Source organism: Pseudomonas sp. LBUM1673 (assembly GCF_059695645.1).
Map to the genome: position 1 here is coordinate 3,328,063 of NZ_CP166780.1, position 14,343 is coordinate 3,342,405.

The 14,343-nt window shown below is 58.7% G+C and carries 13 protein-coding genes and 1 pseudogene; 7 read left to right on the forward strand and 7 right to left on the reverse strand.

Going from position 1 to position 14,343, the window contains the following annotated elements; genetic code table 11:
• Nucleotides 1-19: 19 nt before the first annotated feature.
• Nucleotides 20-598, reverse strand: coding sequence for an S-(hydroxymethyl)glutathione synthase (gene gfa, locus ACA044_RS15305; protein WP_497447093.1), 579 nt, complete (start codon nt 596-598; stop codon nt 20-22).
• A 115-nt stretch (nt 599-713) separates the two neighbouring features.
• The gene (locus ACA044_RS15310) at nt 714-2,054 is read right to left on the reverse strand and encodes an MFS transporter (RefSeq protein ID WP_497447094.1); all 1,341 of its coding nucleotides are present in this window, start codon (nt 2,052-2,054) and stop codon (nt 714-716) included.
• A gap of 352 nt (nt 2,055-2,406) precedes the next feature.
• Between ACA044_RS15310 and ACA044_RS15315 the strand changes: the two genes are divergently transcribed.
• Nucleotides 2,407-3,309: a LysR family transcriptional regulator gene (locus ACA044_RS15315; RefSeq protein ID WP_497447095.1), complete on the forward strand. Its 903-nt coding sequence runs from the start codon at nt 2,407-2,409 to the stop codon at nt 3,307-3,309.
• A gap of 107 nt (nt 3,310-3,416) precedes the next feature.
• Nucleotides 3,417-3,692, forward strand: a pseudogene (locus tag ACA044_RS15320) (hypothetical protein); the annotation flags it as partial.
• A gap of 62 nt (nt 3,693-3,754) precedes the next feature.
• Here ACA044_RS15320 and ACA044_RS15325 read toward each other — a convergent pair.
• Nucleotides 3,755-3,952: a YbdD/YjiX family protein gene (locus tag ACA044_RS15325; RefSeq protein WP_497447096.1), complete on the reverse strand. Its 198-nt coding sequence runs from the start codon at nt 3,950-3,952 to the stop codon at nt 3,755-3,757.
• Nucleotides 3,953-3,966: 14 nt separating this feature from the next.
• Nucleotides 3,967-6,024, reverse strand: coding sequence for a carbon starvation CstA family protein (locus ACA044_RS15330; protein WP_497447097.1), 2,058 nt, complete (start codon nt 6,022-6,024; stop codon nt 3,967-3,969).
• Between the two features lie 374 nt (nt 6,025-6,398).
• Between ACA044_RS15330 and ACA044_RS15335 the strand changes: the two genes are divergently transcribed.
• Nucleotides 6,399-7,760, forward strand: a complete 1,362-nt coding sequence (locus ACA044_RS15335) for a cache domain-containing protein (RefSeq protein WP_497447098.1) — start codon at nt 6,399-6,401, stop codon at nt 7,758-7,760.
• Nucleotides 7,761-7,793: 33 nt separating this feature from the next.
• The gene (locus tag ACA044_RS15340; protein ID WP_018925859.1) at nt 7,794-8,426 is read left to right on the forward strand and encodes a response regulator; all 633 of its coding nucleotides are present in this window, start codon (nt 7,794-7,796) and stop codon (nt 8,424-8,426) included.
• Nucleotides 8,427-8,433: 7 nt separating this feature from the next.
• Here ACA044_RS15340 and ACA044_RS15345 read toward each other — a convergent pair whose 3' ends face one another.
• Nucleotides 8,434-8,958 carry a transporter suffix domain-containing protein gene (locus tag ACA044_RS15345; RefSeq protein WP_497447099.1) on the reverse strand — a complete coding sequence of 175 codons (525 nt, stop codon included), beginning with the start codon at nt 8,956-8,958 and terminating at the stop codon, nt 8,434-8,436.
• 193 nt (nt 8,959-9,151) lie between these two features.
• On the opposite strand from ACA044_RS15345, the gene ACA044_RS15350 reads away from it, so the two are divergent.
• Genes ACA044_RS15350 through ACA044_RS15360 form a run of 3 tightly spaced genes read left to right on the forward strand, consistent with a single transcriptional unit; the run spans nt 9,152 to nt 12,856 of the window.
• A complete protein-coding gene (locus tag ACA044_RS15350; RefSeq protein ID WP_497447100.1) occupies nt 9,152-10,684 on the forward strand; it encodes an efflux transporter outer membrane subunit in 1,533 nt (510 codons plus the stop codon).
• Nucleotides 10,681-11,820 (forward strand): HlyD family secretion protein, encoded by a 1,140-nt coding sequence (locus tag ACA044_RS15355; RefSeq protein ID WP_497447101.1) that lies wholly within the window; start codon nt 10,681-10,683, stop codon nt 11,818-11,820. The genes ACA044_RS15350 and ACA044_RS15355 overlap by 4 nt, the downstream gene beginning before the upstream one ends.
• Nucleotides 11,810-12,856 (forward strand): DUF2955 domain-containing protein, encoded by a 1,047-nt coding sequence (locus ACA044_RS15360; RefSeq protein WP_497447102.1) that lies wholly within the window; start codon nt 11,810-11,812, stop codon nt 12,854-12,856. The genes ACA044_RS15355 and ACA044_RS15360 overlap by 11 nt, the downstream gene beginning before the upstream one ends.
• 3 nt (nt 12,857-12,859) lie before the next feature.
• On the opposite strand, the gene ACA044_RS15365 is transcribed toward ACA044_RS15360, so the two are convergent.
• Nucleotides 12,860-13,312, reverse strand: coding sequence for a hypothetical protein (locus tag ACA044_RS15365; RefSeq protein ID WP_497447103.1), 453 nt, complete (start codon nt 13,310-13,312; stop codon nt 12,860-12,862).
• On the reverse strand, nt 13,290-14,225 hold the full coding sequence (locus ACA044_RS15370) for a helix-turn-helix domain-containing protein (RefSeq protein WP_497447104.1): 936 nt from the start codon (nt 14,223-14,225) through the stop codon (nt 13,290-13,292). The genes ACA044_RS15365 and ACA044_RS15370 overlap by 23 nt, the downstream gene beginning before the upstream one ends.
• Between the last annotated feature and the right edge of the window lie 118 nt (nt 14,226-14,343).

The following is a 14,343-nucleotide window of genomic DNA, read 5'->3' on the forward strand; positions in this document are numbered from 1 at the left end:
TACATTCGGCACATGGGGTTTAACGGGATGGGAGAACGCCATTCAACTTCGCTACTTGTGTAGCCAATGCGTCCATCAGATCTGGCGATAAGCAATCATAAGGTTCCAGACCGAGCGCGCGCAGTTTTTCGCGAATTTCCTTCATGTCCTCCGGCGGGGTGCCGGTTTCGATGATCGACGAAACGAAGGCTGCAAAGCCCGGTGCAGCCCACCCTTTTTGCGGAGATAGCTCGGTATGCACGAAGTCCAGGCCATAGAACGCATGGTCTTTATTTTCGATGCGGCCGAACATATGTGCATGGCACTCTTTGCAGGCATGTCGTTGAATAACCGCGCGCTCGTCGACGATGACCAGCTTCTCGGCGTTCGCGGTGACGCTGGCTTTATCGCGGGGAACGACAGCAACGACCGCGAATTTCGCACCAGCGGGTTTCCAGCACTTGCTGCAGCCACAGGCATGATTGTGCAGGGTCTGGGCGTCAATCCTGATTTCAACCTTATCGGTCGGACACAGGCATTGCAGGGTTCCGCCAGAGAAGTTTGCAATGCTGGGCTCTATTGCGTTGTCCAGCGAAGGATGAAGCTTCAAGTTGCTCACGATAAACCTCCAGTATCAGGGACTATTCGAACTGGATCTGGAGCCTGAGCTCCAGGGTGCGGATCAGTATTTGATAGTGCCTTCATGCATCAGATCGAAGGCCTCATTAATACGTTCAAGTAGTATGGTATGAGTGACGAAGGGAGCCAGATCGATTTCGCGCGTTCTGTATCAGGAAGACCAGAATGGCTATTGCCCCTACCAGCCCCGGTATTGCGAAGATGAGAAAACTCGCCTGCAGCGGCAACGATGAGGCATGCAGTGCGCCGCCCAGTAGAGGGCCAATGATGGCACCGGTGCGACCCACGCCCATCGCCCAACCGAGGCCTGTGGCCCGTATCTGCGGCGGGTAATATTGCACGGTGCAAGCGTTGGCGAGGATTTGCGTGCCGATGGTGCACGCCCCGGCAATGGCGATGAGCAAATAGAGCACAGGTAACGGGGCTTTGAGTGCGAGCAGGCTCAGGGCCAAAGCCCCGCAGCTGAAGAAGACGAACAAGACCTTGGCGATGCCTATTCGATCACCCAACCACCCACCGGCTACCGCGCCGATAATCGCACCTAGGTTCAGCGCCACCAGAAACGCCAGGCTCGAGTTCAAGCCGTAACCGGCGGCGCTCATGAGTTTGGGCAGCCAGGAGCTCAATGCATAGACCATTAGCAGGCAACAGAAAAACGCCAGCCACAGCATGAAGGTGCTCAACTTGCGCCCCTTTTGGAACAACTGCGCAATCGACACATTCGTGCCTTTAGCAACCATGTGATTCAACTGATCGGTTGCACTGGGCACATAACTCGGTACGGCCTGCCTCAGTAACATCTGGGCTCTGACCGTCTGCCCGGTGCGCAGAAGGAAGTCCAGCGACTCGGGCAACTGCCGTATCAAAAATGGCAATGCCAACAGTGGAATCAAGGCCACATAGAACACAGCTTGCCATCCCCACTGCGGAATCAGCACCATGCCCAAACCTGCAGACAGCATCCCTCCTAGCGAGTAGCCACTGAACATGAGGGCGACCAAGGTGCTGCGGGATTTCTTGGGTGCGTACTCGTTCATCAACGCAACAACATTCGGCATTACCCCGCCAATCCCCAGACCGGCAATAAATCGGCACAACGCAAAAGCCTCTGGGCTCTGCGCCAAGCCGTTGATCGCGGTGACACCGCTGAAAAGAGTTACGCACATCATGATGGTTTTACGTCTGCCTATCCGGTCCGACAATGACCCGAAAAACAGCGCGCCCAACATCATGCCTACCAACGCACAACTACCCAGCGCTCCCGCTTGTAATGAGCTCAGCCCCCACTCGGCCATCAGTGAGGGCAACACGACCCCATAGATGACCAGGTCATAGCCGTCGAAGATGATGATGAGTGCGCACCAGAACAGCACGCGCGCATGGAAGGCGTTGAAATGTGCCCCGTCAATCAGGGCTGATACATCGATCGTACGCATGGCATCGCTCTTTTTGTGATTGTTATAGAGCCGGAGGTCCCGATGCCTCCGGGAGTTGCGCGATGCCCAACTAGCTGACCGATAGGCGTGACGTAAACCGTTCAGAATTTGGGCATTGCAGCGATCATGGCCAAGGCGTCAACCGTGATAAATGCAGTGATCCAAATACCTGGTATTTCCAACGTGAATAAAGATCAGGGATAAGCAAAAGCCACGCACCCCCTGGTGATGGACGCGACGGCGTAGCCCTTGATAGGCTTGCGGTTCTTGCAGCGGCCATTTCAGAGCGGTGCAGACCCAACGAAGGGCAACGGTTTATTGCCCTGGTATGAGCCAACCTGCACGAGGCGTTATGGAATTACGTGAGCTGGATCTCAATCTTCTTTTGGTGTTCAACCAACTACTCATCGACCGTAGAGTTTCGACCGCGGCAGATAATCTTGAGCTGACCCAACCCGCGGTCAGCAACGCACTAAAGCGGTTGCGTACCGCCTTGAACGACGAACTTTTCGTGCGCACCTACCAGGGAATGGAGCCCACGCCTTATGCCCGGCAGCTGGCTGAGCCGGTTGCGCAAGCCATTCAAACGTTACGCGATGCACTTGGCCGACAGGACACGTTTGACCCACTCAATAGCAATCGCAGATTCACCATGGCAATGACCGATATTGGTGAAATCTACTTCATGCCGCGGCTGATGGATGCGCTGGCTGAACGCGCTCCGGGTTGCTCGATCAGTACGCTGCGCAACAACACCGATACCCTGGCCGAAGGGCTGCAGAACGGTGCGATCGACCTTGCCGTCGGGTTACTGCCCCACCTTCAGGCCGGTTTTTTCAAACAGCGCTTGTTCCACCATCGTTACGTCTGCATGTGCCGCAAAGGCCATCCAGCCACCAAGGAGCCATTGACGCTGGAGCGTTTTTGCAGCTATGACCACGTTCGTGTGGTGGCGGCGAACACAGGACACGGCGAAGTTGATACCTTTCTCTCACGCGCTGGCATCGAGCGGAATATACGTTTGGAGGTTCCGCATTTCGTCGCGATAGGCCACATACTTCAACGCACGGACTTGCTGGCAACAGTGCCTGAACGATTTGCCACCAGTTGCGAAGCACCCTTCGGACTCGCCATTCTACCGCCGCCTCTGGAGCTGCCGAAAATCGAGATCAATCTGTTTTGGCATGCTCGATACAACAAGGATCCGGCCAATCGTTGGTTACGCCAGCTCATGTTCGAGCTGTTCTCCGATTAAGATTGGATTGAATGAAGAAGCCAGGCGGGTTTTTCTGCGACAAGCCAAACACCACTTTGATGTTTACCCGTCTTCTCGTAAATCCAACCTCCCCCTCAATTGAAGGCGGCCTGCCCCTGCGCCCAGGCCCGTCCGGACGACAGGTCACTTCGATCATCGCGCTGGTGCCCCGGTGCACACAGACACTGGTGAAAAAAGCCGTGACCTACCGGCCGTTGGCAGACCCCGAAGCCTGTGCGCAACTGCTGATACTCACGCGAACCCGGGGGCGTAGCCTGTTGGTCGAGGCCTTCATGGGGGTGATTGACGAACTGTTGCAGGCCCCATGTGGGAGCGGGCTTGCTCGCGAAGGCGGCGACACAGGCAACATTGATGTCGCCTGATACACCGCTTTCGCGAGCAAGCCCGCTCCCACACAGACCTGCTCCCACATCACATCAGCGGGTCAACAGCACTTCGGTCCGGCCTTGCCACCGTAACGAGCCTCTTGGCGTTCCCGGAAGAACGCCTCGTAACTCATCACCGGTTTGTCCGGGTGTTCGGTTTGCATATGCTCGACGTAGTTGTCGTAGTCAGGCATGCCGACCATCAGGCGTGCGGCCTGACCCAGGTATTTACCGAGGCGACTCAGTTCATTGAACATGCTGCACTCCTCGATCAAGCGTCCGGCAGAGCCTGGAATGGCGCTTCTTTATCCGTACGCTCTTTGGTGCCCCAGGCGGCGATGCCGACTTTGAGTGCAAAGAACAGGATGCTGAACACCACGAACAGGAACAGTACAGTCAGCGTCGCATTGGTGTAGGCGTTGTAGATCACGTGCTGCATCTGCTCGATGCTCTTGGCCGGGGCCAGGATCTGCCCGTTGGCCAAGGCATCGCTGTATTTCCTGGCCAGCGCCAGGAAGCCAATCGCCGGGTTGGCGTCGAACAGCTTGATGAAGCCGGCGGTGGTGGTGCAGATCAGCAGCCACACCGCTGGCAGCATGGTCACCCAGACGTAGCGCTGGCGTTTCATTTTGATCAGCACGACGGTTGCCAGCATCAGCGCGATACCCGCCAGCATCTGGTTGGAGATACCGAACAGTGGCCACAAGGTGTTGATGCCACCCAGTGGGTCGATCACGCCTTGGTATAGCAAGTAACCCCACATCGCCACACAACCGGCGGTGGCAATCAGGTTGGCAGTCCAGGATTCGGTGCGTTTCAGGGCTGGCACGAAGGAACCGAGCAAGTCCTGCAGCATGAACCGTCCGGCACGGGTACCGGCGTCGACGGCAGTCAGGATGAACAGCGCTTCGAACAGGATCGCGAAGTGGTACCAGAACGCCATGGTGTTTTCACCCGGCAGAACGTGGTGCAGGATCTGCGCGATACCGACTGCCAGGGTCGGTGCACCGCCGGCGCGCGCCAGGATGGTGGTTTCACCGATGTCCTTGGCCACCGCTTGCAGGGCTTCCGGGGTAATCGCGAAACCCCAACTGCTGACCGTCTGAGCAACCGAAACAGCATCAGTGCCAACAATGGCTGCCGGGCTGTTCATGGCGAAGTAGACACCCGGTTCGATCACCGAAGCGGCAACCATTGCCATGATGGCCACAAAGGATTCCATCAACATGCCGCCATAACCGATGTAACGGGCATGGCCTTCACTGGCGAGCAGCTTCGGCGTGGTGCCGGAAGCAATCAGCGAATGGAAACCCGACACCGCGCCACAGGCGATGGTGATGAACAGGAACGGAAACAGACCACCCTTCCACACCGGCCCGGTGCCGTCGATGAACTGGGTCAATGCCGGCATTTTCAGCTCGGGCATGGTGATCAGAATGCCGATCGCCAGCGCGACGATGGTGCCGATTTTGAGGAAAGTAGACAGGTAGTCACGCGGCGCCAGAATCAGCCACACCGGCAACACCGCGGCCACGAAACCGTAGCCGATCAGCATCCAGGTAATCTGGATGCCGGTGAAGGTAAAGGCTTTGGCCCACACCGGGTCAGCGGCAATCTGCCCGCCCAGCCAGATCGAACCCAGCAGCAACGCCACGCCGATCACCGAGATTTCACCGATGCGGCCCGGGCGGATGTAGCGCATGTAAATGCCCATGAACATCGCGATCGGGATGGTCGCCATCACCGTGAACATGCCCCACGGGCTTTCGGCCAAGGCCTTGACCACGATCAGCGCCAGCACCGCGAGGATGATGATCATGATCAGGAAGCAGCCAAATAGCGCGATGGTCCCGGGGATGCGGCCCATTTCTTCACGGACCATGTCGCCCAGGGAACGGCCGTTGCGGCGGGTGGACATGAACAGGACCATGAAGTCCTGAACCGCACCGGCCAGCACCACCCCGGCAATCAGCCAGAGCGTACCAGGCAGGTAGCCCATCTGTGCCGCCAATACCGGACCGACCAGCGGCCCCGCGCCGGCGATGGCTGCGAAGTGGTGGCCGAAGAGGACGTGTTTGTTGGTCGGTACGTAGTCCAGACCATCATTGTTGAGTACGGCGGGAGTGGCTCGATTGGGGTCGAGCTGCATCACCTTGGTGGCGATGAACAGGCTGTAATAGCGGTATGCGACAAGGTAGATAGCGACTGCTGCGACTACGATCCAGAGGGCGTTGATGGCTTCGCCGCGGCGCAGGGCCACGACACTCAGCGCAAACGCTCCCAGGACAGCCACGGCAAACCAGGCGAGGTGTTTAGCCAGACGGGGCATAGCGTGTCTCCTGCCGACAGCCAGTAGCTGCGGCGGTAATTATTATAATTGTGTCCGCAGTGCGGAGCGGGCCCAATATCCGCCCATGCTGTCGACAAATAAATCCGCGTTACTACGTACGTGGTATCTACGTAGTTCTACGTAGATACCGATGATCTGTCAGTTGAAAATGCAAAAACCTGTGGGAGCGGGCTTGCTCGCGAAGTCGGTATATCAGACGACATCGATGTTGAATGACAGATTGCATTCGCGAGCAAGCCCGCTCCCACAGGTTTTGCATTTCATCCATTGTGTCTCGCACCACTACTGGAGGCGCGTATCTTTGGCATATGATGCCGGGCCTTCGCCTTCCCTCGGTCTGGCCAGGAGTAGAGATGCAGCTCAAACACAAAATCGTCGCGCTCGGGATTCTGCCGCTGGTGTTGGCGATCGCGGTCATCTGCGCGCTGGTGATTTCCCTGAACCGTCAACTGGGTGATCAACAGGCGCAACTGATCGAAGACAGCATTCTGGCCAGCAAGCGCGCAGAACTGAAAAACTACGTCGAAATGGCGCAAAGCCTGATCGCGCCGCTTTACGACAACGGCCGGGGTGACGAGCGCGCACAGCAACAAGTGCTGGAAGACCTGCGCAAGCTCAGCTTTGGCATCAATGGCTACTTCTTCGTCTACGACCGCGAGGGCCGCAGTCTGATGCACGCGCGCCAGTCAGAGCTGGTGGGTAAATACCTGTGGGACATGACCGACCCCCACGGTTTGCCGGTGATCCAGGCATTGCTCAAAAGTGCGCAATCGGGCGAAGGCTTTCAACGTTACGCCTGGAACAAACCCTCCTCCGGCCAAGTGACCGACAAGCTGGCCTACGTGGTGATGCTGGACCGTTGGGGCTGGATGCTCGGCACCGGCATCTACCTTGAGGACGTTGAACGCGCCACCCAGCAGGCGCGTGACGAAGTGGCCCAAGGCATCCGCAAAACCATGCTGGCGATCGCCGCCGTGGCCCTCGTGGCGGTGCTGTTTGTCTTTGCCAGCGGCATGACGCTGAACGTCAGCGAACATCGCCTGGCCGACAAAAAACTGCAGCGCCTGACCCAGCGTATCGTCAGCCTGCAGGAGGAAGAGCGAACCCGGGTGTCCCGTGAACTGCACGATGGCATCAGCCAGGTACTGGTCTCGATCAAGTTCCAGTTCGAACTGGCCAGCCATGTGCTGGAGAGTGGACAAGACAAAGGGCTGGGCATTTTGCGCGAGGCTACGGAGCGTCTGGGAGAGGCGATTGGCGAAGTGCGCAGCCTGTCTCACGACCTGCGCTCATCCTTGCTCGACACCTTGGGCCTGTCAGCGGCCATCGGCCAACTCGCCGCAGAATTCGAGCAGCGTAGCGGGCTCACGGTGACCTATAACGATAATGAATTCGACTGTCATTTGGTCGATGGGGCAGCGGTCTCCTTATTCCGCATCGTGCAAGAAGGCCTGACCAATATCGAACGACACGCGCAGGCAAAAAACGTTTCCATTACCCTGCACGGCTCTGAAGAATCCATCCGGCTGACGGTGATTGATGACGGAATCGGTTTCAACGTCGGCCAGGTCGAACGTCGTCACGCTGGCATTGGCCTGCGCAATATCCGTGAACGTGTCGAGCATTTTGGCGGTCGATTCGACCTGACATCGATGCCGGGAAGAAGTGAGCTGGACGTGTTGTTGCCAATGAAACTGCCCGGTACAGAACGCTGACTCACCCCATAACAATTAGAGTGAATACCCGCGATGAACCTGCCCTACCCGATCCGCGTCGCCCTGGTCGACGATCACTCTCTGGTCCGTGATGGGATCAAATCGCTGCTGGCGGTCATGGCACCGCTGGAAGTAGTGGGAGAAGCCGAGAATGGCGCGGATGCCATTGAGATGGTCGGGCGCTGCCAGCCGGATCTGTTGCTGGTCGACATCAGCCTGAAGGACATCAACGGGCTTGAGCTGACCCGGCTGTTACGCAGCCAGTACCCGTCGCTCAAGGTGCTCGTGCTGAGCATGTACGACAACTATGAATACGTAAGTGAGTCCGTTCGCTCAGGTGCCAGCGGCTATGTACTGAAGAACGCGCCTTCGCGGGAAATCATTGCGGCGATCGAAGCCATTGTCAGCGGCGGGACGTTCTACAGTGCCGAAATCGCGCAGCGGCTCATCGCCGATAAAAGTACCGATAACGAGCTGACTCCGCGCGAAAGCCAAGTGCTGTACAAAATGGCTCAGGGGTTGAACAACAAGGAAATGGCTCGCGAACTGGACATCAGTGTCCGGACTGTAGAAACCCATCGCCTGAGCATCCGCCGCAAGCTCAACATCGATAAACCCGCCGCCCTCGTAAAGTACGCGATCGATCACGGGATCATTTCGCGCTAGAGGTGATTCAAACCGCACTCGTATTAACGACGCGTGCAGTGCGAATAAACAAGGCGCGTACCTTGTCCCAAAAATTCCCGCCCAGCACGAAAAAGCTGCCGATCAACATGGCATCGCCCAGTAACTGGAGCTGCCAGATATTGGGTCTTAACCCCGGCCAGAGAGTGTCTATGTAAGGTTCCAGGAATGACGAGATCAGCGGCAGGCAAAACATGAAGATGCCCACTCTATGGCGAACCGGGCCTACTTCCAGGTCGGCGGCCGGTGCAAGTGTAGTGACGTAACCAAACATGCTGCGCTTGAGTTGCTGAAAGCCGGATTTGCCCATGACGGCAATGACGAGGATCAACAGAATCTTGTTACTGATAAACAAAATGCCTGTCAGCGCCGCGACCTTTGAGCCTGGCACACCCGCGGCGGCAGCAAGAGGCACCATCAGCCAGGATCCCAGCATCAAACAAATAATCGCGATACCCAGTTTGAAACGCCAACCGGCGGAGCTGGATGCAATGTCGTCCTTGGGGCTGCTCATGGTTTTTGTACCCTTCTTTTATGGCCGCAATTAACAGCATTTCAGAAGCCTAGCAGTTGGTCGCTCTGATGATCGTCCAACATGACGTTGTATTTGTCCGGCCTGTACTAACCTAAGCGAACCACAAGCCAAGGCATTCACGACCAAGGGACGCTCGGATGACGTTTTCGCCTGATTTACTTGTAGTGCAGCGATGCTGAGGCGCTTGGGTTGGCTGCTTTTGCTGGGCGCCCTTGGCCTTGGCGGCTGTGTCCGTCTGGGGCCGGATTTTCAGGCCCCAGGCGAAGCATGGACAAAACTCTGGAGCAGCCCTGCGCTTGAGCAGGCGAGCCAGAGACGTTTGAATCCCGATATTCGCCAGTGGTGGCAAGTGTTCGCCGATCCGGTCCTCGACGCTCTTATTGCCGAATCGGACACGCACAATTCAAACCTGAAAATTGCCGGCCTTCGCGTCATGGAAGCCCGTGCCCTGTTGGGCATCGCGCAAAGCGGACGCTATCCGCAACTGCAACAGGCGAGCGCCGAAAGCCTGTACTTCAACCGCCAGCAATCCGGCGGCAGCAACCCGCAAGACAGCCACTTCTGGCAACACAGCGCAGGCTTTGACATCGGTTGGGAACTGGACTTCTGGGGGCGCTTCAGTCGAGCCATCGAATCGTCCGATGCCAGTTACTTCGCCGCTCAAGCCAATTATGAAGACGCACTCGTGCTGCTGCGCGCTCAAGTGGCTGACACTTACTTCTCGTTGCGCACCACCGAAGCGCGTTTACGCGTCGCCCGTGAAAATGCCGAACAACAAAAGCGCAACTTTGAGATCACCGAGAAACTGTTCAACAGTGGCCAGAGCGCCGAGCTCGACTTGCAACAAGCCAAGACCCAGTACCTGGGCACCTTGAGCAGCATTCCGGACCTTGAGGGGCAAGTACTGCGCACCCGCAACGCGTTGGCCGTGCTGATCGGACAGCCCCCCAGCGCCCTGCCCCAATTACTCGAAAACGAGGGGCTGATCCCGCTGGTGGACCGCGCCGTGCTGCAAGACGTGCCAGCCAGCCTGCTGTTGCGTCGACCGGACGTGCGCGCTGCCGAGCTCAATGTCGCTGCCCAGTCGGCGCTGATCGGGGTGGCTGAAACCGACTTTTATCCGTCGCTGACCTTGCTCGGCAGCATCGTCTGGTCGACCGATTCGTTGAGCGGCACCTCCAACAGCCTGGACCTGATCGGCGGCCCCAGTTTGCGCTGGAACCTGTTTGACCACGGTCAGATCAGCAACAACGTGCGTGTACAGGATGCGCGGTTGCAACAGCTGATCGAGGTTTACCGCGACAAAGTCCGCCAGGCCGCACGGGAGGCCGATGATGCCGCCAGCGGCCTGACCAAATCACTGGAACGCGAGCGCATCCTGCGTGAAGCGCAGGTCTCTGCCAAGCGTTCGCTGAGCCTGGCCAACACCCAATACCGCGAAGGCTACTCGGACTTCCAGCGTGTGCTGGATGCGCAACGCGCACTGCTCGAACAACAGGATAATTACCTGCTCAGCCGCAGCAATGCCGTGAGCAACCTGATCGCCCTGTACAAAGCCCTTGGCGGCGGCTGGTACAGCGCCCGGCCTACCGTCGATCAACGCACTCGCCAGCAAATGGAACAACGCACCGACTGGGGCAACCTGCTGCATGAGCCGGCCCCTTCGCAAGCATCCTATCCCGAGCCAGGAGGTCAAAGCCGATGAGTGAACCCTTGCCGCCCACCACAGAGGCACCCTCCCCCAAGGCGCCCGAGCCTGCTGCCGATCCTGCGAAAAAAGGCATCAAATGGGTGATGCTGCTGATCGTCCTGAGCCTGGCCTGGTACGTGTTGGCTGACCGTTTCACGCCGTATACGCAACAGGCTCGGGTGGGTGCTTTTGTCATTCCGGTGGCATCCGAAGTGGCCGGTCGGGTGATCCGTGTCAATGTGCGCAACAATCAGGACGTCAAGGCGGGCGATGTGCTGTTTGAAGTGGATCAGCAGCCCTATCAAATAGCCGTCGACCGCGCACGCGCAGACCTGGAATCCACACGCCGCCAGATCGGCGCCAGCACCGCCGGCATTGCCTCCGCGCAAGCTTCGTTGCGGGCGGCCCAGGCCAACGAACTCAAGGCCCGGCAGGATAACGAACGCCTTGAAGGCTTGTACCGCGAAGACCGGGGAACTATTTCCGTGCGCTTGCTTGAAGTCTCTCGGGCCAACCGTGAACAGGCTGTCAGTCAGGTCGCCGCGGCCCGCGCTGAAGTCCAGCGGGCACGGGAACAGGAAGGCGGCAGCGAGGAAGACAACGCGCTGTTGCGTAGCGCCGCCACTGCATTGTCAAAAGCCGAACTGGATGCGGCCAACACGCAGGTCCGCGCACGCTCGGCGGGTCTGATTACCGACCTGCGGACCGACGTCGGGCAGTTTGCGGCGGCCGGTAGCCCGGTCATGACCTTGATTGCCATTCACGATGTGTGGGTCAGCGCGGACATGACCGAGAACAACCTGGGGCTGGTCAAGCCCGGGACCCCGGTGGCTATCGTTATGGACGCACTGCCGGGCGAGGTCTTCGAAGGACGGGTGCGCAGTGTCGGCTACGGCGTCAGCGTGGGCCAGGCGCCAGCGCCGGGCACCTTGCCCAGCGTGCAAAACAGTCGTGACTGGCTGCGTCCGGCCCAACGCTTCCCGGTGATTATCGAGTTTTCTGCCGAGACCATGAATGTGTTACGTGACAGTCGCGCCGTGCGGGCCGGGGGCCAGGCCGAAGTCATGGCCTTCCCATCGCAAAACAATCCACTCAATCTCCTGGGACGCGTGTTTGTGCGGCTGATGAGCTGGCTGAGCTATGCCTATTAAGGGCGTGCCTGCTAAACGCATGCCTCGTGTTCAACGGGCATTGCGTCTGGCCACAGGCACGGCGCTGTGCCTGGCTTTCAGCTTCGGCCTGGGGCTGCCGATCCCTTTTATGGCGCCGGTGCTTGCCGTGTTGCTATTGGCCACGCTCAATCGGCCTCTGCCCTTCAAGGCCGGGCTGGTGCTTGCGGTGGTCGCGATGCTGACCACCGGCATCGGCTTGTTACTGATCCCAGTCTTGCGTTATTACCCCTTCAGCGGCGTGCTGCTGATCGGAGCCAGTCTGTTCCTGGCCTTTGGTTTTGGGCTGCGCGGTGGCAACAACTTGATCATGACCTTTCTGATCATTGGCCTGACCATGATTTCCTCGGCCGGCGTCGCCGAGTTCGATCTGGCGATCATGGTCATCGGCGCCTTGGTCAAGGGCCTGATCCTTGCCGTCATTGTCGTGGCGGTCAGTCACTGGCTGTTTCCCGACCCGGCCAATGCGCCCTCCCCACCCGCCGCCAACGCAGTGCCGGCGCAGGAAGTGGGCAGGGTTGCGCTACGTGCCACTCTGATCGTTTTGCCGACGTTCCTGCTGGCGCTGACCGACCCGGCCAGCTATCTGCCGATCATTTTGAAAGCGGTCGGTCTTGGCCAGCAGAGCACGACAACGGCGCGTAACGCCGGTCGTGAACTGCTCGGTTCGACCTTGCTGGGAGGGCTGTTGGCCATTGTGTTCTGGTGCGCGCTCAGCCTGTTTGTGCACCTGTGGATGTTCTTTCTGTGGATGCTGCTGTTTGGCCTGCTGCTGGCGCGCAAGCTGTATGCCTTGAGTCCCACGCGATTGAGCCCCGGGTTCTGGCTGAACAGCCTGATCACGATGATTATTCTATTGGGTCAGTCCGTTCAAGACAGTGCTGCGGGCAAGGACGTGTACACAGCCTTTGCCGTGCGCATGGGGCTATTCATTGTCGTAACGCTCTATGCCTGCCTGATGGTTTATCTACTCGATCAGCGGCAGCGAAACCCAGGCGTCAGCCAACCCGATCAGTGACACTCATGGGGTCACCTGATAACCCCGCCCTTGCAGGCATCCGGTATACGCCGATGAACTGGTCGCCGTGGCGGTGTTCTGCTGCGCCCGGCGCTCCTGGCGCTGGTGTGCACCACCGACCACCGCGCCCGCCGCCGCGGTTTGCCCCGCACGGTTCTGGCGATAGTCCTGTTTCACATCGTCGTCGACCCGGTCGTAAAACTCGTCATGCTGACGTCCTCGTACCTCAGCGCCCGCCGCCCCTGCGGCGGCACCCACCGCAGCACCGCGCAGTCGCCCGCCCGAAGGTGGCGCAGTTGTGGCGCTCTGACTGGCCGCGACGTTGCGGCAATCGTTGATATCCAGCTGGATTTGTTGCGAGTTCTGCCCTTTCAAGGGCACGACCGTTTCGGCCCGAACCTGCGTATAGGTCATCGACATGACGACACACAGGCTAAAAGACGATAACCGACTCATGATGACCTCCGCTGTATTTGCGGGCGAGCGTTTGGCTGGGAAGCTCCTGGAACAACGCTCGATAACTGCTGGAAAACCGCCCCAGATGCCAGAACGACCAATGCATCGCCACGTGTGCGACCGTCGTGTCCCCGGCCGTTCTGCTGAGCAGTTCACGGCGCGCGCTGTTGAGCCGCCGCAAGCGCAACCAATGCGTGGGGGTCATTGCGGTATACGCCTTGAACGCATGCTGCAACTGACGCAGCGAAACCCCGGCCACCTGGGACAGCTCCAGTAAATTGAGGGTTTCTTCTGGTGTATCGGCGGCCCATTCAGCAACGCGTTTCATGATCGTCCGCTCTTCCGTCCGGCGCTGCAAGCCTGCGCGATCAAGGCAAACACAGGCGTTATCGAGGATGTACAAACAGTCCTCCAGCAGCTGCTGGGTCAATGCCTCTTTGCTCGGTGGGTCCAGCGTCTGCGCCAGCCGCGTCAGCGTTGCGCTCAGCCAGCGGCTGAACAGCGCGTTCTGCCCCGAATTGAGCGGCGACATGAACAGGCCTTCGAGTCGCGCCACGTCCAGGCCATGCCGTTGAACGAATTCCGGGCCGAACACCACGGCGATTTCCTGATAGTTCTCCGGGGTGATCCAGATGTTGCGGCTCTCACCGTTCAGCACGTACAGCGAGTTGTCGCTGCGATCGAAACAGAACGCCAGCGAGCCTTCCGGGGCACTGAAATTCTGTTCGACCCGCGTGTTCATCTGTTCCTCGTAAATCTCTACGCCTTGCAAGTCCAGATAGCGCACCCGCCCGGCGAAATGCCCCGGCGACATCTGCTGGTAGTGCTGCACCCAGCCTGGTGTGGCGCGGATCTGCTCGGCCACGTCGGCGGTGTTGAACGCTTGAACCTGTAACGAATTGCACGCTGTCATGGGGTGACCTTGCGCACTCTTTTGGTGCGCTTTGGTGCTGCTTAAAGTGGATAGATGGAATGCCAAGGCTCACCCAAGATAGTCGCCAACGCGTCCCGGGGGAAGTGTTCGGTGCATG